The sequence below is a fragment of the Xanthomonas sp. NCPPB 3442 genome (assembly GCF_056725145.1).
In genome coordinates this window covers 2,983,647-3,003,337 of sequence record NZ_CM161514.1, presented here as the reverse complement: position 1 = coordinate 3,003,337, position 19,691 = coordinate 2,983,647, and the positions used below count along the sequence as shown (strand labels likewise).

The window sequence follows — 19,691 nt, the reverse complement described above, 5'->3', positions numbered from 1 at the left end:
GCATGTCCATCCGCACGCGTTCGCGCAAGACCCCGTCCAAGCAGCCGGAGAGCGCGCTGCGCCGCTGGCTGAAAGAGCGCAGCATCACCGAGGTGGAATGCCTGGTGCCGGACATTACCGGCAACGCGCGCGGCAAGATCATTCCCGCCGACAAGTTCTCGCATGACTACGGGACGCGCCTGCCGGAAGGCATCTTCGCCACCACCGTGACCGGCGATTTCCCCGACGATTATTACGCGCTCACCTCACCGTCGGATTCGGACATGCATCTGCGCCCGGATGCCAGCACCGTGCGCATGGTGCCGTGGGCGGCCGACCCCACCGCGCAGGTCATCCACGACTGCTATACCAAGGATGGCCAGCCGCACGAACTTGCCCCGCGCAACGTGCTGCGCCGCGTGCTGGACGCCTATGCCCAGGCCAAGCTGCAACCGGTGGTGGCACCGGAGCTGGAGTTCTTCCTGGTGCAGAAAAATACCGACCCCGACTTCCCGTTGCTGCCGCCGGCAGGGCGCTCCGGGCGGCCGGAAACGGCGCGGCAGTCGTACTCGATCGACGCGGTCAACGAGTTCGACCCCATCCTGGACCTGATGTACGACTACTGCGATGCGATGGAGCTGGACGTGGACACGCTGATCCACGAATCCGGCGCCGCGCAGTTGGAAGTCAACTTCACCCATGCCGACCCGATGTCGCGCGCGGACCAGGTGTTCCTGTTCAAGCGCACCATGCGCGAAGCCGCGCTGCGGCACGGTGTGTATGCCACGTTCCTGGCCAAACCAATGGAAACCGAGCCAGGCAGTGCGATGCATATCCACCAGAGCCTGTTGCATGCCGGCACCGGCAAGAACGTGTTCAGCGGCAAGCGCGAGGGCGGTTTCAGCGATACCTTCGCGCATTATCTGGGCGGCTTGCAGAAATACATTCCGATGGCGATGGGCCTGCTGGCGCCCAACGTCAATTCATACCGGCGGTTGATGTTCGGCGAGGTGTCGCCGAGCAATGTGCTGTGGGGCTTCGACAACCGCACCTGCGGGCTGCGCGTGCCCATCGATGCGCCGCAGAACATGCGGGTGGAAAGCCGCTTTGCCGGCTCCGACGCCAACCCGTATCTGGCTATGGCAGCGACCTTGGCCTGCGGGTTATTGGGGATCGGCGAAAAGCTCGAACCGACCGCGCCGATCAGCAGCAATGGCAAGGAGCAGGGCTACGATTTGCCGCGCTCGCTGGGCGAAGCGCTGGATGAACTGGAAGGCTGCGAGGCGTTGCAGGAGATGTTGGGGCGGCGGTTCGTGCGTGCATACATCTCGGTGAAGCGGAAAGAGTACGAGACGTTTTTCCGGGTCATCAGTTCGTGGGAACGGGAGTTCTTGTTGTTGAATGTGTGAGGCGTTCTTGCATCTCACGCGCGTGCTGTGTTCCTTCTCCTCCCGGGAGAAAATGCCCGAAGGATGGATGAGGGCGACCTCGGCGGCAACGGAAGTTCTCGCGGCCAAGCTGCCTGCCCGGTGTGCAAGCGATTAGCCGGGCGTTCTGCAAAACCGTCCACGGTCCGGCAACAGGGCCTGGGTATGCTTGTAACCCCTCACGCGCGGAGCAGGTCGTGGATCCTTCGGTGCTCAAGGCGTTGCAGCGGCTCGACGCCGCCCATCATCTGCATCCGTTCAACGACAACGCGGCATTGGCGCACAAGGGCACGCGCATCCTGACGCGCGGTGAGGGCGTGTACGTGTGGGATGCCGACGGCAATCAGTTTCTGGATGCGTTCGGCGGACTGTGGTGCGTCAATGTCGGCTACGGGCGCAAGGAACTGGCGCAGGCAGCGGCGCGTCAGATGGAGCAGCTGGCCTACTACAACAGCTTCTTCCAGTGCACCACCGAACCCACCATCCGGCTGGCGGCCAAGCTGGCGGCGTTGGCGCCGGGCGATTTGAATCATGCGTTCTTCGCCAACTCCGGGTCCGAGGCCAACGACACCATCCTGCGCCTGGTGCGGCATTTCTGGGCCGTGCAGGGGCAGCCGCAAAAACGCATCTTCATCGGCCGCCACGATGGCTATCACGGCACCACCATGGCCGGCGCCAGCCTGGGCGGCATGAAGGGGATGCACCGGCAGGGCGGGTTGCCGATTGCCGATATCCATCACATCGCACCGCCGTATCACTTCGGCGATGGCGGGCAGATGGATCCGGAGGACTACGGGTTGCTGGCGGCACGTCGTCTGGAGGACAAGATTCTGGAACTCGGCCCCGAACATGTGGCTGCGTTCATCGGTGAGCCGATCATGGGCGCGATCGGCGTCTATATCCCACCGCGCAGTTACTGGCCGGAAATCGAGCGGATTTGTCGGCGCTACGACGTCCTGCTGGTCGCCGATGAAGTGATCTGCGGTTTCGGCCGCACCGGCGAGTGGTTCGGTGCGGAGTACTTCGGCTTCCAGCCTGACGTGATGACGCTGGCCAAAGGCATCACCTCCGGCTACATCCCGCTGGCGGCAGCCATGTTCAACGACCGCGTGGCCGGCGTGCTCAAGACCCAAGGCGGCGAGCTGGCGCACGGTGGTACCTATGCCGGGCATCCGGTGTGCGCGGCGGTGGCGCTGGAAAACCTGCGCCTGCTGCAGGACGAGGGCATTGTCGAGACCGCGCGCACGCAGGTTGCGCCGTACCTGGCGCAGCGCTGGGCCGCGCTGGGCGAGCACCGGTTGGTGGGCGAGGCACGCATCGCCGGGCTGGTCGGGGCGCTGGAGCTGGTGCCGGACAAGCAGCGCCGTGGTGCGTATTTCCCCGGGCGCGGGCGGGTAGGGGCGATGTGTCGCGATTTCGCGCTGCGCCGCGGGCTGATCCTGCGCGCGACCTACGATGCCATGCTGCTGTCGCCGCCGTTGATCATTACCCGGGAGCAGGTCGACGAACTGTTCGACAAGGCCTGGGCCGCGCTGGACGACACCGCGCAGGCCTTGGGTCGATAGCTCCTGCACAAGCCGTCCCACCGCACGGCAGCGGGCAGTGACGAGGTCGGTGAGCACGCATGCGCGCAGCGGTGCCTTCGTGGCGGCTGCCGCGCTGGTCAGCCGGCAAGGTCGGTCCGTGCCGGTCCCGCTGCGCTGGGCAAACCCGGGCGTGGTGAGTAGGCTGGGAAGAGACCGGATTCGATACCGGCCGCCCCATCGTGCTGCCTGGAGACCCACATGACGCTGCGACTGCTCGCCCTGACGCTGTCCATCACCCTGTTGTCCGGCTGTGGCGGCGCTGGCGCGCCCGGCAAGACCGACGCGCAGGCCAAGGTGCTCAACGTCTACAACTATTCCGATTACATCGCCGAGGACACCATTCCCGGGTTCGAAAAGAGCACCGGCATCAAGGTCACCTACGACGTCTTCGACAGCGACGAAATGGTGGAAACCAAGTTGCTGGCCGGCGGCAGCGATTACGATGTGGTGGTGCCCACGCTGAACTTCTTCGGCCGGCAGATCCAGGCCGGCGTCTTCCTGCCGCTGGACAAGAGCAAGATCCCCAATCTGGTCAATCTGGATCCGGACGTGATGCGCCGCATCGCCGCGCAGGACCCGAACAATGCCTATGGCGTGCCGTACATGATCGGCACCACCGGCATCGGCTACAACGTCGACAAGCTCAAGGCGATCTTCGGCAACACCGATGTCGCCAACAGCTGGGATCTGGTGTTCAAGCCGGAGAATCTGTCCAAACTCAAGGACTGCGGCGTGACCATCCTGGACACGCCTTCGGACATGATTCCGATCGCGCTCAATTATCTCGGGCTCGATCCGCACAGCACGGCGCCGGCCGAGATCGAAAAGGCCGCCGCGCTGATCAAGGCCATTCGCCCGTACGTGCAGAACTTCCACTCCAGCCAGTACGTGACCTCGCTGGCCAACGGCAATACCTGCCTGGCGGTGGGCTGGTCCGGCGACATCATCCAGGCGCGCGACCGTGCCGTGGAAGCCGGCAACAACATCAAGGTGGCTTACGCCATTCCGAAGGAAGGCGCGCCGCAGTGGTTCGACATACTGGCCATTCCCAAGGATGCCAAGCACCCTGACAACGCCTACGCCTTCATCAATTATCTGTTGAAGCCGGACGTGGCCGCGGCCAACACCAACTTCATCCATTACGCCAACCCGGTGCGCACGGCCACGCCGTTGGTGGATGCGGTGATCCGCAACGACCCCACCATCTACCCGCCGCCGGAAGTGACGGCCAAGATGTTTACCTACGCGATCAATCCGCCGGACGTGGACCGGCTGTACACGCGGCTGTGGACCGAGATCAAGACCGGGCATTGACCGGCTGCGTCGGCGGCGGGTGCTGCGCCCGAGCGCAGTGCTGCCCCGTGCGACGGCCCATCCCAGGGGCCAAGCGCACTGCGTAGGAATGGCACCATCGCGACTTGGTGGGCCGGTTGTCGGCCGGTCGGGTCATCACGCAATCTGTACCGGGCAGTTCAAATAATTGTATGGTTGCGCCGCCATTGCCGACGCCGCCGAGACGGCCGCTGCGTGGCGCGCCTCGCCCATCACACAGGACGCATCCTTTTGAGCAACCACGACCATCAGTCCAATGACGGCCAGTCCTCGGCCACGGATGCGCAGGGCGCCGGCGCGCGCGACGAGCAGCAGGCGCCCAAGCCCTCGCCGTTGAAGAACCCCAAGGTGAAGTGGACGCTGATCCTGGTCGGGGTGCTGGTGCTGATCCTGCTGGTGGTGTGGCTGGCCTATTACCTGATCAAGGGCCGCTACATGCAGGACACCAACAACGCCTATCTGCAGGCCGATTCGGTGGCCGTGGCACCGCGCGTCAGCGGCTACGTGACCAAGGTGCTGGTGAGCGACAACCAGATCGTGGAAGCCGGACAGCCGTTGCTGCAGATCGACGATCGCACCTACCAGGCCACCCTGCAGCAGGCCGAAGCCGCCATTGCCGCACGCCAGGCCGATATCGTCGCCGCCACCGCCAATGTCTCCGCGCAGGAATCGGCGCTGCTGCAGGCGCGTACCCAGGTCACCGCCGCTGCTGCCAGCCTCAAGTTCGCCCAGGCCGAAGTGAAGCGCTTCGCGCCGTTGGCCGCCTCCGGCGCAGACACCCACGAACATCAGGAAAGCCTGCAGCACGATCTGGCACGCGCACGTGCGCAGTACGGCGCCGCGCAGGCGCAGGCCAAGGCCGGCGAGAGCCAGATCCAGGCCAGCCGCGCGCAACTGGAACAGGCACAGGCCGGCGTGAAACAGGCCACCGCCGATGCCGACCAGGCGCGGGTGGCGGTGGAAGACACCCGTCTGACCAGCCGTATCCACGGCCGGGTGGGCGACAAGACCGTGCAGGTGGGCCAGTTCCTCGGCGCCGGCACCCGCACCATGACCATCGTGCCGCAGGAATCGCTGTATCTGGTTGCCAATTTCAAGGAAACCCAGGTCGGCCTGATGCGTCCCGGCCAGCCGGCCGAGATCGAGGTCGATGCGCTGTCCGGAGTGAAGTTGCACGGCAAGGTCGAGAGCCTGTCGCCGGGCACCGGCTCGCAGTTCGCGTTGCTACCGCCGGAAAACGCCACCGGCAATTTCACCAAGGTGGTACAGCGTGTGCCGGTGCGCATCCGTGTGCTGGCCGGTGAAGAGGCGCGCAAGGTGCTGGTGCCGGGCATGTCGGTGGAGGTCACCGTGGACACGCGCTCGGCCAAGGACGCCAAGCAGCGTGCCGAAGAAGAATCCGACCGCGTGCAGGAGCAGGAGCGCGCGCGATGAGTGCAGCGGCCGCCACCGGCCCGCGTGCCGGCGGCAGCGCCCAGCGCGAGAAGGCCGAGCCGGGCGCCTGGCTGGCGGTGCTGGCCGGCACCATCGGCTCGTTCATGGCGACGCTGGATATTTCCATCGTCAATGCCGCGCTGCCCACCATCCAGGGCGAGGTCGGCGCCAGCGGTACAGAAGGCACCTGGATTTCCACCGCCTACCTGGTGGCCGAGATCATCATGATCCCGCTGACCGGCTGGTTCGTGCGCACGCTGGGCCTGCGCAATTTCCTGCTGATCTGCGCGGTGATGTTCACCGCGTTCTCGGTGGTGTGCGGGCTGTCGACGTCGCTTTCGATGATGATCATCGGCCGCGTCGGGCAGGGCCTGGCCGGCGGCGCCCTGATTCCGACCGCGCTGACCATCGTCGCCACGCGGTTGCCGCCCAGCCAGCAGACCATGGGCACCGCCTTGTTCGGCATGACCGTGATCATGGGCCCGGTGATCGGCCCGCTGCTCGGCGGCTGGCTGACCGAAAACGTCAGCTGGCACTACGCGTTCTTCATCAACGTGCCGATCTGCGTTGGCCTGGTTGCGCTGCTGCTGCTCGGCCTCAAGCACGAAAAGGGTGACTGGGCAGGCCTGCTCGACGCCGATTGGCTGGGCATCTACGGGTTGACCGCGGGTCTGGGCGGGCTGACCGTGGTGCTGGAAGAAGGCCAGCGCGAGCGCTGGTTCGAATCCAGCGAGATCAATACCCTGAGCCTGCTTGCGTTGAGCGGCTTCATCGCCCTGGTGATCAGCCAGTTCCGGCGGCGCCCTCCGGTGATCCGGCTGTCGCTGCTGCTGCAGCGCAGCTTCGGCGCGGTGTTCATCATGGTCATGGCGGTGGGCATGATCCTGTTCGGCGTCATGTACATGATTCCGCAGTTCCTGGCGGTGATCTCCGGCTACAACACCGAGCAGGCCGGGTACGTGCTGCTGCTGTCCGGCCTGCCGACCGTGCTGCTGATGCCGATGATGCCCAAGCTGCTGGAAACGGTGGATGTGCGCATCCTGGTCATTGCCGGGCTGATCTGCTTTGCCGCTGCCTGCTTCGTCAATCTGTCGCTGACTGCCGACACCGTGGGCACCCATTTTGTCGCCGGGCAGCTGCTGCAGGGCTGCGGCCTGGCGTTGGCGATGATGTCGCTCAACCAGGCGGCGATCTCCTCGGTGCCGCCGGAACTGGCGGGCGATGCCTCGGGCCTGTTCAATGCCGGCCGCAACCTGGGCGGCTCGGTCGGGCTGGCGCTGATCTCCACCTTTCAGGAGCGCCGCATGACCTTCCACACCGAAACCATCGGCAGCTCGATCACCGCCAATGCCAGCCGTGCACAGGAGGCGCTGGCCGGCCTGACCGCACAGATGCAGGGCAGCGCCGGCGGCGAGGCGGCAGCCCGCTCGATCGCCCAGTTCGCCCGCGTCGTGCAGCAGCAGGCCCTGGTGATGACCTATAGCGACCTGTTCTGGATCTTTGGCGTGATCGTGGTCTGCACGATTCCGCTGGCCTTTTTGCTCAAGCCGTTACCCAAGGGGGCGCACCTTGCAATGCACTGATTCCATGCGCCTGATCCGCATGCCGCTGGCTGCTGCGTTGGGCATGCTGCTGCTTGGCGGCTGCATGCTCGGCCCCAACTACACCAAGCCACCAGCGGTTGCCGACGCGGCGATGCAGGCACCCGCCCTGCATCGTGCCAGCGGCGCGGACGTGGTCGCCGCCGCACCGTTGAACCATTGGTGGGAGGAATTGCACGACCCGCTCCTGACCCAGTTGGTCACCCAGGCATTGGCCGACAGCCCCAACCTGCGAGCGGCACAGGCGCGGCTGCGTGCCAACCGCGCGCTGGCCCAGCAACGCCGCGCCGAGCGCCTGCCCAAGCTCAACGCCAGCGCACTGTATGCCTACGCCGAACCGCCGCAGACCATTGTCGACACGCTCGGCGGGCTGCAACAGGGTCAACCCGGCCAGCCGCCGGCGGCCGGCAACCAGGCGCTGAACCTGGAAGAGACGCAGATCTACAGCGCCGGCTTCGATGCGAGCTGGGAGCTAGATTTCTTCGGCCGCCGCCGTCGCGCCGCCGAAGGCGCGCTGGCGCAGGCACAGGCCTCCGAAGCCGAGCTGGCCGATGCGCAGGTGCAGCTGGCCGCCGAAGTCGGGCAGGTCTATCTCAATTACCGCGGCTTGCAGGCGCGCCTGGCCATTGCCGATACCAACCTGGACAAGATCCGCCAGTCGCTGCAGCTGGTGCAGCAACGTCGCGGGCAGGGCGCCGCCTCGGACCTGCAGGTCGAGCAGATCGCCACCCAGGTGCAGCAGCAGGAGGCGCAACGCCTGCCGCTGGAAATGCAGGCGCAGGAAGCGCAGGACCAGCTGGCCCTGATGGTCGGGCGCGAGCCCGGCGCGCTGGATGCCCAGCTCAGCACGCCGCAGCCCTTGCCGATGCTGCCGACACAGGTGCGCGTGGACGATGCCGGCGCGTTGATCCGCCGGCGCCCGGACGTGCGCAAGGCCGAGCGCGAGCTGGCCGCCTCCAGCGCGCAGATCGGCGAGGCGTTGAACGGCTACTTCCCGCAGGTGAGTCTGCTGGGCGGGCTGAGCTGGGTCGCCGGCTCGCCGAGCGATTTCAATTCCGACGCGCTGACCACATTGGCGGTGCCGATGCTGCGCTGGTCGATCTTCGATTTCGGCAAGACCCGCGCGCAGGTGGAGCAGGCGCGTGCCGGCAATGCGGGGCGTACGGCAGCGTACGAAGGGACCGTGCTGGCTGCCTTGCAGGATGCCAATTCGGCGTTGGCGCGCTTCGGTTCGGCACGCAAGCAGCTGGTGGTCGCACGCCAGGCCGAAGCCTCGGCCACGCGCTCGGCCGGGCTGATGCAGCAGCGTCGCGATGCCGGTGCCACCTCATCGATCGATCTGCTGGATGTGCAGCGCCAGCAGTTGTCGGCGCAGGACGCTGCCGCACAGGCGCAGGTGCAGTTGCTGGTGAATTACGTGGCCCTGCAGAAGAGTCTGGGGCTGGGCTGGAGCGCACCGGCGCAGGACGCGCGCTGAGAGCAGCCAGGGCAATCTGCGACGCGGCAGCCCATGCGCGGCCGCGTCCGGGTTTTGCCATCATGGTCGGCATTGGCCGTTGTGGCGCATGCAATGCGCAATCGAGAGGTTCAATGGCATCACCCGAGGCCACCCCGCAGCCCCACCTCACCGCTGGCGACGGCGGCTACCTGAGCATCGACGCGGTCCGCAAGGAGTTCGACGGCTTCGTCGCGGTCGACGACGTCAGCCTGCAGATTCGCAAGGGCGAGATCTTCGCGTTGCTCGGTGGTTCCGGTAGCGGCAAATCCACGCTGTTGCGCTGCCTTGCCGGGTTCGAGCGGCCGACCAAGGGGCGCATCGTCCTGGATGGTCAACCGATCGACGCACTGCCGCCGTACGAGCGCCCGATCAACATGATGTTCCAGTCGTACGCGCTGTTTCCGCATATGAGTGTGGAGCAGAACATCGCCTTCGGGTTGAAGCAGGAAGGCTTGCCCAAGGCTGCGATCGCCAGCCGCGTCGGCGAGATGCTCGAACTGGTGCAGCTTGGCGCGCTGGCCAAGCGCAAACCGCACCAGCTCTCCGGCGGGCAGCAGCAACGCGTGGCCCTGGCGCGCTCGCTGGCCAAGCGCCCCAAGCTGCTGTTGCTGGACGAACCGATGGGTGCGCTGGATAAAAAACTGCGCTCGCAGATGCAGCTGGAACTGGTCAACATCATCGAAACCTCCGGCGTGACCTGCGTCATGGTCACCCACGATCAGGAAGAGGCCATGACCATGGCCACCCGGATCGCGCTGATGGACCAGGGCTGGATCCAGCAGGTGGGCACGCCCGATGAAATCTACGAGCAGCCGGCCAACCGGTTTGCGGCCGAGTTCATCGGCTCGGTCAATCTGATCGATGCGCTCATCGCCGACGATGCGCCCGAGTACGTCACCTTGAAAACGCCTGCGTTCGATGCCTGCATCCGCATCGGCCACGGCATCACCGGCTTCGAAGGGCAGGCGGTGGCGTTCGCGCTGCGCCCGGAAAAGCTCGCCATCGGCAAGGACGAGCCGGCCCAGGCCTGCAACAAGGCCCAGGGCGTGATCGAAGACATCGCCTATTTCGGCAGCCACTCGGTCTACCACGTGCGCTTGCCCAGCGGGGTCAAGCTGATGGCCAATTTCGCCAATCGCCAGCGTTGGGCCAGCGAAGCGCTGACCTGGGGCGACACCGTGTGGGTCGGGTGGGGCGAAGACGACGGCGTGGTGCTCACCGCATGAGAGCGGCCAGCAAAACTACTGCGCAGCCGCCAGGGGGGCGCGGCCGGTGCTCGGAATCCTCATGTACCACTCGTACACTGCGGTTCCTGCGCGCCCCCCTGGCGGCTGCTCGCTACGTTCTGCTAGCCACTCTTAGCCGTGGCTTGCCGGGCGCGCGCTGGGGCGTGATCGCCGCACCGTATCTATGGCTGCTGGTGTTCTTCGCGATTCCGTTTTTGATCGTGCTGAAGATTTCCTTCGCCGAGCGCGCCACCGCGATGCCGCCGTATACGCCGCTATTGGCGGTTGCTGCCGACGGTGCGATGAGCCTAAAGCTGCATCTGGGCAACTATCTGGCCTTGCTGCGCGACAGCCAGTACGTGGCTGCCTACCTGAGTTCGATCAAGATCGCGGCCATTTCCACGGCGCTTGCGTTGTTGATCGGTTATCCGATGGCGTATGTGATCGCGCGCCTGCCGCTGGCCACACGCAACGTGGCGATGATGCTGGTGGTGCTGCCGTCGTGGACCTCGTTTTTGATCCGCGTATACGCGTGGATCGGCATTCTCGATGGCAATGGCGTGCTCAATCAGGTGCTGTTGGCGCTGGGTGTGATCAAGCAGCCGTTGCAGTTGTTGTACACGCCGATCGCCGCCTATCTCGGCATCGTGTACTGCTATCTGCCGTTCATGGTGTTGCCGCTGTACGCCAACCTGGTCAAGCACGATCAGCGCCTGCTCGAAGCGGCCTACGACCTGGGCGCGCGGCCATGGCAGGCGTTCGCGCGCATCACCTTGCCACTATCGCGCAACGGCATCGTGGCCGGCTGCATGCTGGTGATGATTCCGGCGGTGGGCGAGTTCGTCATCCCGGAAATGCTCGGCGGGCCGAACACCCTGATGATCGGGCGCGTGCTGTGGGGCGAGTTCTTCAATAACCGCGACTGGCCGGTGGCAGCGGCAGTGGCCACGGTGATGCTGTTGCTGCTGTTGCTGCCCATCGTGATCTTCCACCGCTACCAGCAGCGTGAGCTGGAAGGGCGGCTGACATGATGCGCGCTTCGCGCGGTGGGCGCCTGCTCGGCGGCAGCGTGCTCGCGCTGGGTTTCGGCTTCCTGTACCTGCCGATCCTGTTGTTGATGGTGTATTCGTTCAACGCCTCGCGCCTGGCAACGGTGTGGGGCGGGTTTTCGACCAAGTGGTACGGCGAATTGGTGCGCGACCGGCAATTGCTCGACGCAGCCTGGGTCAGCCTGGAGGTGGCGTTCTGGACGGCCTGCGCATCGACGGTGCTGGGCACGATGGCCGCCATGGCGATGGTGCGCCTGCGGCGGTTTCCCGGCAAAACCCTGTTCGGCGCATTGATCACCGCGCCGTTGGTGATGCCCGAAGTCATCATCGGTCTGTCGATCCTGCTGTTGCTGGTGTCGATGGGGGGCGTGCTCGGCATCGCGCCGCGCGGCGCAGTGGCGATCTGGGTGGCGCATGTCACCTTCACCGTCTCGTTCGTGACCGTGGTGATTTCTTCGCGGCTGCAGGAACTGGACCGCTCGCTGGAAGAAGCCGCGATGGATCTCGGTGCCACGCCGCTGCACGTGTTTTTCCAGATCACGTTGCCGATCATCGCGCCGGCCCTGGCGTCGGGCTGGCTGCTGGCCTTTACGCTGTCGCTGGACGATGTGGTGATCGCCAGTTTCCTGGCCGGGCCCAGTTCTACCACCTTGCCGATCAAGGTGTTTTCGTCGGTGCGGCTAGGCATCAGCCCCAAGATCAATGCGCTGGCCACGGTGATGGTGCTGGCGGTGTCGATTGCCGCGGTGATTGGCTGGTGGCTGCTGGCGCGCAGCGAAAAGCGCCGCATGCGCGATGCGCAGCTGGCGTTGCAACGCGAAGGTTGAGCGCTTCCGCAGGGGCGCGCGAGGTGCAGAGGCGTGCGAGGGCAAGTAAGCCTTCGGCAGCACTGCTTCGAAAACCGATGCGGCTGCATGCATCCAGTGTGGTGGCGGCCGTGGTGCTTGCGAACACAGTGTTGCAGCAGTTTCAGGCGATTGTGACGCGCCCCGAACTTGCCGGCGTCTAGCATGACCGCCTCGCAACAGGAGACCGTCATGTCCTACGACACCGTCAACCCCGCCAACGGCCAGGTCGAGCACACCCAGCAGACCCTGGACGCCGCTGCCATCGAAGCGCGTCTGGCCGCTTCCGCCAAGGCATTTCCGGCCTGGGCCGCGTTGCCGCTGGCCGAGCGTGGCGCCTTGCTGCGCCGCATTGGCGAGGAGCTGACCAAGCGCCGCGAGGACCTGCAACGCATCATGACGGCCGAGATGGGCAAGCTGCGCGCCGAGGCCCTGGCCGAAGTCGACAAGTGCGCGCAGGCCTGCGCGTACTACGCCGAGCACGCCGCCGACTATTTGGCGCCGCGCGACATTCCCACCGAAGCGCAATCCAGCTATGTGCGCTACGAACCGCTGGGCTGCGTGTTCGCAGTGATGCCGTGGAATTTCCCGCTGTGGCAGGCGTTCCGGTTCCTGGCACCAAGCCTGATGGCCGGCAACGTGTCGCTGCTCAAGCACGCCAGCAACGTGCCGCGCTGCGCTGACGCCATGAAAGAGGTGCTGGACGCCGCCGGCATTCCGCCGGGCGTGTTCGATGTCCTGCATATCGATAACGACCAGGCTGCCGATGTCCTGCGTGATGCCCGCATTGCTGCGGTAACGCTGACCGGCAGCGAACGCGCCGGTCGCTCGCTGGCCGCCAATGCGGGCGACCAGCTCAAGAAGTGCGTGATGGAGCTCGGCGGCAGCGATGCCTTCGTGGTGCTGGAAGACGCCGATCTGGAGCACACCGTGCCATCGGCCGTGCAGTCACGTTTCGACAATAGTGGGCAGACCTGCATCGCCGCCAAGCGATTCATCGTGGTGGATGCGATCGCCGACCGGTTCATCGAGCGCTTCGTGGCAGCGGCAGCCAAGCGCATCGTGGGCGACCCGCAGCAGGACAGCACCACGCTGGCGCCAATGGCCCGTGCCGACTTGCGCGAGGAATTGCACAAGCAGGTGCAGGCCAGCGTGGCGAAGGGCGCCAAGGTCTTGCTGGGCGGCGAACCGGTCGCCGGCTCGCATGCCGGTTATCCGGCCACCATCCTCGACAACGTCGCCCCCGGCATGCCGGCATACGACGAAGAATTCTTCGGCCCGGTCGCTTCGATCATCCGGGTGGCCGACGAGGCCGAAGCGGTGCGCGTGGCCAATGACACCAGCTTCGGGCTGGGTGGCAGCGTGTGGACGGCCGACCCCAAGCGCGGCGAGCGCGTGGCGCAGCAGCTGCAGTGCGGCGCGGCGTTCGTCAACTCAGTGGTCAAGAGCGATGTGCGCTTGCCCTTCGGCGGCATCAAGCGCTCCGGCTTCGGCCGCGAACTGGCCGAGCACGGCATCCATGAGTTCATGAACGTCAAGACGATCTATGTGGCTTGATGGCGGGGAATCGGGAATCGGGAATCGGGAATCGGGATTTGGGATTGGAGATTCGCAAGAGCAGGCGCTCGCGACTTATGAGCACCCTGGCCTAGGTTGAAAATCAACAACCGGCCAACTGCTCAAACCAATCCCGAATGCCCAATCCCGAATCCCGGGCCGCGCAGCGGCCCTATAGCCACTTGGCGCGCTTGAACAGGCGATACAGCACCAGGCACGAGCCCACGACGCCGGCGACCAGCAATGGGTAGGCGTAGCGGGCATCGAGTTCGGGCATGTGGGCGAAGTTCATGCCGTACCAGCTGGTGATCAGGGTAGGGGCGGCCAACAGGGCGGCCCAGGCACCAAGGCGCTTGACGGTTTCGCCTTGGGCGAGCGTCACCATCGACAGGTTGACGCTGAGCGCCGTGCCCAGCATCTCACGCAAGGTGTCGATGGCATCGTTGATGCGCACTGCGTGATCGAGCACGTCGCGCAGGTAAATGCCGACTTCTTCGTGGATCAGGGAGCCGGGGTTGCGCTTGAGGTGCGAGAGCACGTCCTGCAACGGCGCCACCACCAGCCGCATCTTGTTGAGTTCGCGCTTGAGCTCATACAGGCGCACCACCGTCTCGCGCTTGTAGTCGTCGGCGAAGATGTCTTTTTCCAGGCGTTCCAGCGTGTCGCGGAACTCGTCCATGATCGGCAGGTAATTGTCGACCACGAAATCGAGCACGCCGTACAGGCAGAACGACGCGCCCATGTGCAGCATCGCCGGCTCGCGTTCGACCCGATGCCGCACCGGCGCGTACGACAGCGACGCGCCATGCCGTACCGTCAACAGGAAGCGCCTTCCCAGGAACGCGTGCGTCTCGCCATAGCGGATGCGCTCGTTGACCAGCTGCGCGGTGTTGACCACCACGAACAGCGAATTGCCGTAACTCTCGGCCTTGGGGCGCTGATGCGCCTTGAGCGCGTCTTCGATCGCCAGATCGTGCAGGCCGAATTCGTCCTGCAACTTGCGCAGCACCGATTCCTGCGGCTCGTACAGCCCCACCCAGACGAAGCCATCCGGCCGCTGCAGCACGTCGCTGATGTGCTCCAGGCTGATGTCGTGGCGCTTGCCGTCGCCGTCGTAATAAGCGCAGGTGATGACGCAGGACGGATTATCGGGATGATGGCCGTTGCTGTTCATGAGCGCATCCTTCAATCAGCGCGTACGTGCGGGCAGGTCACGCGGTCGCAGGGCAATAGCAAGTGCGGTGTGGATCGGCAACAGCAGCATCACCCATTGCAGGTTGTCCTGCGCCTGGAAGGACAGCCAATGGATCACCAACGCCGCCAGCGCGCACGCCGCCACCACCCAGGACAGCACGTTGAACCAGCGGCCCGGCCGATGGCCCAGCTGCAGCCGTATGCCACCGAACCACAGCAGCACGCACAGCGGGTTGACCAGCAGCAGGTTGCGGTTGGCCCATGCCGATTGATGGGCAGTGAATCCCCACAGATACACCAGCAGGCCGCCGCCGATGGCGCACACCAGCCAGAACGGTAACGCCAGTCCAGCCAGCAGGCGCTGCCTGCGGCCCAAGGCCAGCACGCCTGCGGCCACGATGAGCCCGGTCAGCAACCACGGCCACCAGTGTCGCTGCTGTTCGGCGGGCTCGGGCGCGATGCGATGCGGCAGCAATACCTGCGTGGATTGCACCAACGGGCGACCGGCGCTGTTGTGCACCTGGGTCAGGCTGTCGGCCAGCCGCATCGGCACGAAGGCTTCTTCCCAGCGCGACAATGGGCGATCGGCGTACGGTCCCAGGCCCAGGTCGAAGCCCAGCCACATCCACGGGGCAGGGGAGGCCAGGCGCACCGCTTCGCTGCGGAAGGTGTTGCCACGCGAACGGCCGGCCAGCTGCGACTTGAGCGCGCCGCCCATCGCACGGTCCAACGTGTCGCGCACCATGGTGGCGCAGTTGGCCATGAAGTAGTCGTAGTGATAGCGCGCGTTTTCCGGTTGGCTACGCACCGCCAAGCCCTCGGCCAGCGCGCGCGCCTGGTCTGGCGGCAGATCCAGCCACTGGATGCTGACACCGCGCCCGGCATCGCGATATTGCGACAGGTCTTCTTCCAGCGGCAGCGCGACCAGGTAATACATCATTTCGCCGCGCGCAAAACGCGGTACGAAGTCCGGCTCGCTCGGGTCGAAGAAGCCGAAGTTGTACGAGGTGGCCTGCTGCGTGCGCGGATCGACCACCACGATGGCATCGTGGCCGAAACGTTCGAAAAACACTTCGCCCGGTTGCATGGTCACCACGCCGATCCGCGGCGCCGACTGGGACGCAGGGTCGGCTTCCGGGGCGGGCGCCTGCGCGAAGGACGCCGGTGTCACCAACAGCGACAGCAACGCCAGCAGCCAGCACGCAGCCCAACGCCGGGCACTGCAGCGCGCCGGCGCTGCAGCGGTCATGCCATGCGACAGGTTCAAGCGTCGTCCTGCGGATCGGGCGGCAGAATGGTGACGTGGAAGGCATGCACGCGCCGCGCATCGGCCTTGGCCACGCGGAATGCAAAGCGCCCCAGCGTCAACTCTTCGCCGGTTTCGGGCAGGTGCCCGATCGCATCGGTGACCAGCCCACCCACGGTGTCGTACTCGTCGTCGGGGAACTCGGCGCCAAAGCGTTCGTTGAAGTCTTCGATCGGCGTCAGCGCATCGACCACATAGCGCCCATCGGCCTGGATCGCAATGAGCGAATTCTCTTCTTCGGCATCGTCGTGCTCGTCGTCGATCTCGCCGACGATCTGCTCGAGCACGTCCTCGATGGTGACCAGCCCGGCAACACCGCCGTATTCGTCCACCACGATCGCCATGTGGTTGCGCGAGAGGCGAAATTCCTTGAGCAGGACGTTGAGCTTCTTCGACTCCGGGATCAGCACCGCCGGGCGCAGCAGTTCGCGCACGTTGCCCGGGCCGTTGTCGGCCACCACGCCGCGCAACAGGTCCTTGGCCAGCAGGATGCCGAGCACTTCGTCCTTGTTCTCGCCGTGGACCGGGAAGCGCGAATGGCCCGATTCGACCACCTGCTTCATCAGGTCGATGAAACGCGCCTCCACCGGCAGCGAGACCATCTGCGAGCGCGAGATCATCACATCGCCCACGGTGAGCTCGGACACGGAGATCGCGCCTTCCATCATGCGCAAGGTGTCTGCGGCGATGAGACCGTCCTGTTCGGCGGTCCGCAGCAAGGCGACGAGTTCGTCGCGGGTGTGGGGTTCGCCGGAGAAGGCAGCGCTGAGGCGCTCGAGCCAGCTACGGCGTTTTTCCGGTGTTTCTGGGGATTGGCTACTGTCGTCTTCGGACATCGTGACGGGGAAGGGCACCCGGCAAACCAGGCGTTAGCCATCAGTCTAGCAGGAAGCCGGCAAGGCGCTGTGGATGCGCCGTTACCTGGCCGGTCTCAGGGCAGATCCAGGCTGTAGCCGCAGCCGACAACGGTCTTGCCCGGGTGCGATTTGACGTTGGTCACGCTCAGCACGACCGATTCGATCATGGCCTCGCCGGTCTTGGGATTGGTGGTGTCTTCGCTGACCAGCTCGCGCCCGTACATGACCTTCTCGGCGTTATCCACGCCCAGTTCCAGATCCAACTGCTTGGCGAGCGGGCGCGGGTCGGGCAGGTCCAGGATCGCCATGATGCTGGCGCCGGAAAACGCGATGTGATGGGTACTGTGGCCGAACACGCGAATGGGCGTGTTGAGCGTGTACTCGGTCATGAACAGGTTGGACTGATCCAGCGGCGTCCAGCCCAGCGCCACCGCCTTGAGCGGGTCGGCCAGTACCGGCGCCAACGCGCTGAAATCGCCGATGCGCTGGCGGCATTCGATCAAGGCGGCAAGGTCCGGGCGCACCGGTGCGGTCTGCGCCCAGGCGCCGGGCGCGCTCAACAGCAGCAGGGCGCCGGCAATGCAAAAACGCATCAGTGTTCTCCTGCGTAAGGGTCGTCGATGCCGAGGTCGGCCAGGATCTCGCGCTCCAGTTGCTCCATCGCCTCGGCCTCCTTGTCGTCTTCGTGATCCCAGCCAAGCAGGTGCAAGGTGCCATGCACGGTCAGGTGCGCATAGTGCGCAGCCAGCAATTTGCCTTGCTCTGCGGCCTCGCGCGCCACCACCGGTGCGCAGATCACCAGATCGCCCAGCAGCGGCATCTTGATGCCCTTGGGCAGGCCTTCCGGCAGTTCGGCAGGGAAGCTCAGCACGTTGGTGGCGTAATCCTTGCCGCGGTAATGGTGATTGAGCGAGCAGCCTTCCTTCTCGTCGACCACGCGCACTGCCAGATCGGCCTCGCGGATGCGTCCCTTCAACGCCGCGGCCACCCACTTGCGAAAACTCACCGCCGACGGCAGGCCGGCGCGCGGCAGCGCATAGCTGACGGCAACGTCTAGGCGGACAGGGCCCTTGGTCATGGGAACACCAGCATTCAGATCAGACAGAGGTGACAGTATCGCCCGAGTAGCGTCTTGCGGCGACGCCTGCGTGTGCGTGCTTGGCCGGCCGGTCCGGGATCAGCGAACGCACTCGACCAGCACCATGACAAGCGCGCCACCGTTGGCAACACGATAAAACGCACTGCCCATCGGCCCGTTCTGGCAATGCGGATCGACCCGGTTGACTTCCAGGGCCGGCGCGAAACCTGGTGGCGATTGTGTCCAGATTGCGGCTTGGCCGCGCTCCAGCAGGCGACCTACCAGATAGCGCGTGTCGGCGCTTTCCTTGTCATCTTGAGCCACCGCGCAGCCGAAGCGGTCGTGCGCTTTGCCGGTAGAGGCAAGTAGCGCCTGCGCTCGCGTGCCGGCAAGCAGCGCTTGTCGCTGCGCATCCTCGTCAACCCCCGCACCGGCTGCAGCCTTCGCCACTGCCAGGTGTTCCAGTTCGGCCCGATCCAGCAGGATGGTCGCTTGCCCAGCGGCCACCGAGACACAGGACGCGGCAAGTTGCTGCCGCAACATGACGTGCGTGGTCGTGTCGGCCTGCTGGCGTGCCTGCGTATGCGCAGGTTCATGGCAAGCCAGCGCCAACCAGACTCCCAACAGTAGGGCGCGGCCTTGCACGGTCAGTCGGCCGCAGGAGGCTGCAGCGCGTTATCGCGCTTGTCGTAGGCGGTGACGATGCGCTGCACCAATGGATGACGCACCACGTCGCGCGCTTCGAAGAAGGTGAAACTGGTGCCTTCCACATCGCGCAGCACTTCGATCGCATCGCGCAGGCCGGATTTGACGTGCTTGGGCAGATCGATCTGGGTGAGGTCGCCGGTGACCACCGCCGTGGAGCCGAAGCCCAGGCGGGTCAGGAACATCTTCATCTGTTCGATGGTGGTGTTCTGCGCTTCGTCCAGAATCACATATGCATCGTTGAGCGTGTGACCGCGCATATAGGCCAGCGGCGCGATTTCGATGACGTTGCGCTCCAGCAACTTGACCACTTTTTCCACGCCGAGCATTTCGTACAGCGCATCGTAGAGCGGGCGCAGGTACGGGTCGACCTTCTGGCTGAGATCGCCCGGAAGAAAGCCGAGTTTTTCGCCGGCTTCCACTGCCGGGCGCACCAGGATCAACCGCTGCACCCGCGACTCGTTGAGTGCTTCAACCGCGCTTGCTACCGCCAGGAAGGTCTTGCCGGTGCCGGCCGGGCCGATGCCGAAATTGATGTCGTGGGTGGCGATCGCGTGCAGGTATTTGGCCTGGTTGGCGCCACGGCCACGCACGGTGCCGCGCTTGACCTTGATCGCCACATCCTGGGCCTGATATGCGCGCTCGGCCACATGCTCGAGGTTGGCATCGTTGAGCCGCAGGTGGATTGCGTGCGTGTCGAACGTGGTGATTGCGGCCTCGTCGTACAACGCGGTCAACAGCGACTGGGCGGCGGCGATGGCCGGCTCCGGTCCGGTCACCCGGAAGACGTTGCCACGGTTGGCGATCTCGACGCCAAGCTTGAGTTCGATCTGGCGCAGATGCGCATCGAACGGACCGGCCAGATTGGCCAGACGCTCGATGTCCTCGGGTTCCAGGGTGAAATCGCGATGTGCGGGTGCGTTCATGGTTGGATCGGACGGCGCACCTGGGTGCGCGTCGGTAGGGCGGGAGCGAAAGGGTAGCGCGCGGCATGTGATCCCACCAACACAGCGGGCG

Annotated in this window: 17 protein-coding genes and 1 other RNA gene; 11 read left to right on the top strand and 7 right to left on the bottom strand. The window is 65.3% G+C overall.

Going from position 1 to position 19,691, the window contains the following annotated elements; all coding sequences use genetic code 11:
- The first annotated feature begins 2 nt into the window (after positions 1-2).
- The 11 genes from AC1POX_RS13115 to AC1POX_RS13065 all read left to right on the top strand — a co-directional run bounded on the left by AC1POX_RS13115 (position 3) and on the right by AC1POX_RS13065 (position 13,534).
- Entirely contained in the window at positions 3-1,388 is a 1,386-nt protein-coding gene (locus AC1POX_RS13115) for a glutamine synthetase family protein (RefSeq protein ID WP_008571340.1), read from the top strand.
- A gap of 215 nt (positions 1,389-1,603) precedes the next feature.
- Positions 1,604-2,971, top strand: coding sequence for an aspartate aminotransferase family protein (locus AC1POX_RS13110; RefSeq protein WP_136732657.1), 1,368 nt, complete (start codon positions 1,604-1,606; stop codon positions 2,969-2,971).
- A gap of 219 nt (positions 2,972-3,190) precedes the next feature.
- Positions 3,191-4,306 carry a polyamine ABC transporter substrate-binding protein gene (locus tag AC1POX_RS13105; protein ID WP_372356244.1) on the top strand — a complete coding sequence of 372 codons (1,116 nt, stop codon included), beginning with the start codon at positions 3,191-3,193 and terminating at the stop codon, positions 4,304-4,306.
- Between the two features lie 249 nt (positions 4,307-4,555).
- Positions 4,556-5,758, top strand: coding sequence for an HlyD family secretion protein (locus tag AC1POX_RS13100; RefSeq protein WP_372356243.1), 1,203 nt, complete (start codon positions 4,556-4,558; stop codon positions 5,756-5,758).
- Entirely contained in the window at positions 5,755-7,341 is a 1,587-nt protein-coding gene (locus AC1POX_RS13095; protein ID WP_011347790.1) for an MDR family MFS transporter, read from the top strand. The genes AC1POX_RS13100 and AC1POX_RS13095 overlap by 4 nt, the downstream gene beginning before the upstream one ends.
- Before the next feature lie 4 nt (positions 7,342-7,345).
- Positions 7,346-8,836 carry an efflux transporter outer membrane subunit gene (locus AC1POX_RS13090; protein WP_181388257.1) on the top strand — a complete coding sequence of 497 codons (1,491 nt, stop codon included), beginning with the start codon at positions 7,346-7,348 and terminating at the stop codon, positions 8,834-8,836.
- 113 nt (positions 8,837-8,949) lie between these two features.
- Complete coding sequence (locus tag AC1POX_RS13085) at positions 8,950-10,083, top strand: ABC transporter ATP-binding protein (RefSeq protein ID WP_008571333.1); 1,134 nt, start codon at positions 8,950-8,952, stop codon at positions 10,081-10,083.
- A gap of 61 nt (positions 10,084-10,144) precedes the next feature.
- A non-coding RNA gene (locus AC1POX_RS13080) (sX9 sRNA) lies at positions 10,145-10,211 on the top strand.
- Complete coding sequence (locus AC1POX_RS13075) at positions 10,203-11,114, top strand: ABC transporter permease subunit (protein ID WP_057681951.1); 912 nt, start codon at positions 10,203-10,205, stop codon at positions 11,112-11,114. The genes AC1POX_RS13080 and AC1POX_RS13075 overlap by 9 nt, the downstream gene beginning before the upstream one ends.
- Complete coding sequence (locus AC1POX_RS13070) at positions 11,111-11,959, top strand: ABC transporter permease subunit (protein WP_008571331.1); 849 nt, start codon at positions 11,111-11,113, stop codon at positions 11,957-11,959. The genes AC1POX_RS13075 and AC1POX_RS13070 overlap by 4 nt, the downstream gene beginning before the upstream one ends.
- A gap of 183 nt (positions 11,960-12,142) precedes the next feature.
- The gene (locus tag AC1POX_RS13065; protein ID WP_170811214.1) at positions 12,143-13,534 is read left to right on the top strand and encodes an NAD-dependent succinate-semialdehyde dehydrogenase; all 1,392 of its coding nucleotides are present in this window, start codon (positions 12,143-12,145) and stop codon (positions 13,532-13,534) included.
- A gap of 172 nt (positions 13,535-13,706) precedes the next feature.
- Here the strand turns inward: AC1POX_RS13065 and AC1POX_RS13060 are convergent, their stop codons facing one another.
- From AC1POX_RS13060 to AC1POX_RS13030, 7 genes are all read right to left on the bottom strand, one after another.
- Positions 13,707-14,708 carry a magnesium and cobalt transport protein CorA gene (locus AC1POX_RS13060; RefSeq protein WP_011347784.1) on the bottom strand — a complete coding sequence of 334 codons (1,002 nt, stop codon included), beginning with the start codon at positions 14,706-14,708 and terminating at the stop codon, positions 13,707-13,709.
- Between the two features lie 15 nt (positions 14,709-14,723).
- A complete protein-coding gene (locus AC1POX_RS13055; protein WP_277574053.1) occupies positions 14,724-15,977 on the bottom strand; it encodes a DUF4105 domain-containing protein in 1,254 nt (417 codons plus the stop codon).
- A 14-nt stretch (positions 15,978-15,991) separates the two neighbouring features.
- Positions 15,992-16,870 carry an HlyC/CorC family transporter gene (locus AC1POX_RS13050; RefSeq protein WP_008571326.1) on the bottom strand — a complete coding sequence of 293 codons (879 nt, stop codon included), beginning with the start codon at positions 16,868-16,870 and terminating at the stop codon, positions 15,992-15,994.
- A 95-nt stretch (positions 16,871-16,965) separates the two neighbouring features.
- Positions 16,966-17,484, bottom strand: a complete 519-nt coding sequence (locus AC1POX_RS13045; RefSeq protein ID WP_218560652.1) for a hypothetical protein — start codon at positions 17,482-17,484, stop codon at positions 16,966-16,968.
- Positions 17,484-17,969 carry an rRNA maturation RNase YbeY gene (gene ybeY, locus AC1POX_RS13040; protein ID WP_008571323.1) on the bottom strand — a complete coding sequence of 162 codons (486 nt, stop codon included), beginning with the start codon at positions 17,967-17,969 and terminating at the stop codon, positions 17,484-17,486. The genes AC1POX_RS13045 and ybeY overlap by 1 nt, the downstream gene beginning before the upstream one ends.
- 99 nt (positions 17,970-18,068) lie before the next feature.
- The gene (locus tag AC1POX_RS13035; RefSeq protein ID WP_033478442.1) at positions 18,069-18,614 is read right to left on the bottom strand and encodes a hypothetical protein; all 546 of its coding nucleotides are present in this window, start codon (positions 18,612-18,614) and stop codon (positions 18,069-18,071) included.
- 2 nt (positions 18,615-18,616) lie between these two features.
- Complete coding sequence (locus AC1POX_RS13030) at positions 18,617-19,600, bottom strand: PhoH family protein (protein WP_372356242.1); 984 nt, start codon at positions 19,598-19,600, stop codon at positions 18,617-18,619.
- Positions 19,601-19,691 lie beyond the last annotated feature (91 nt).

What these genes read in the sequence shown, in the direction of transcription:
- AC1POX_RS13115 (WP_008571340.1), top strand. Translation starts at nt 3, where the DNA reads ATGTCCATCCGCACGCGTTCGCGCAAGACCCCGTCCAAGCAGCCGGAG.
- AC1POX_RS13105 (WP_372356244.1), top strand. Translation starts at nt 3,191, where the DNA reads ATGACGCTGCGACTGCTCGCCCTGACGCTGTCCATCACCCTGTTGTCC.
- AC1POX_RS13095 (WP_011347790.1), top strand. Translation starts at nt 5,755, where the DNA reads ATGAGTGCAGCGGCCGCCACCGGCCCGCGTGCCGGCGGCAGCGCCCAG.
- AC1POX_RS13090 (WP_181388257.1), top strand. Translation starts at nt 7,346, where the DNA reads ATGCGCCTGATCCGCATGCCGCTGGCTGCTGCGTTGGGCATGCTGCTG.
- AC1POX_RS13085 (WP_008571333.1), top strand. Translation starts at nt 8,950, where the DNA reads ATGGCATCACCCGAGGCCACCCCGCAGCCCCACCTCACCGCTGGCGAC.
- AC1POX_RS13070 (WP_008571331.1), top strand. Translation starts at nt 11,111, where the DNA reads ATGATGCGCGCTTCGCGCGGTGGGCGCCTGCTCGGCGGCAGCGTGCTC.
- AC1POX_RS13065 (WP_170811214.1), top strand. Translation starts at nt 12,143, where the DNA reads ATGACCGCCTCGCAACAGGAGACCGTCATGTCCTACGACACCGTCAAC.
- AC1POX_RS13060 (WP_011347784.1), bottom strand. Translation starts at nt 14,708, where the DNA reads ATGAACAGCAACGGCCATCATCCCGATAATCCGTCCTGCGTCATCACC.
- AC1POX_RS13055 (WP_277574053.1), bottom strand. Translation starts at nt 15,977, where the DNA reads ATGACCGCTGCAGCGCCGGCGCGCTGCAGTGCCCGGCGTTGGGCTGCG.
- AC1POX_RS13050 (WP_008571326.1), bottom strand. Translation starts at nt 16,870, where the DNA reads ATGTCCGAAGACGACAGTAGCCAATCCCCAGAAACACCGGAAAAACGC.
- AC1POX_RS13045 (WP_218560652.1), bottom strand. Translation starts at nt 17,484, where the DNA reads ATGCGTTTTTGCATTGCCGGCGCCCTGCTGCTGTTGAGCGCGCCCGGC.
- ybeY (WP_008571323.1), bottom strand. Translation starts at nt 17,969, where the DNA reads ATGACCAAGGGCCCTGTCCGCCTAGACGTTGCCGTCAGCTATGCGCTG.
- AC1POX_RS13030 (WP_372356242.1), bottom strand. Translation starts at nt 19,600, where the DNA reads ATGAACGCACCCGCACATCGCGATTTCACCCTGGAACCCGAGGACATC.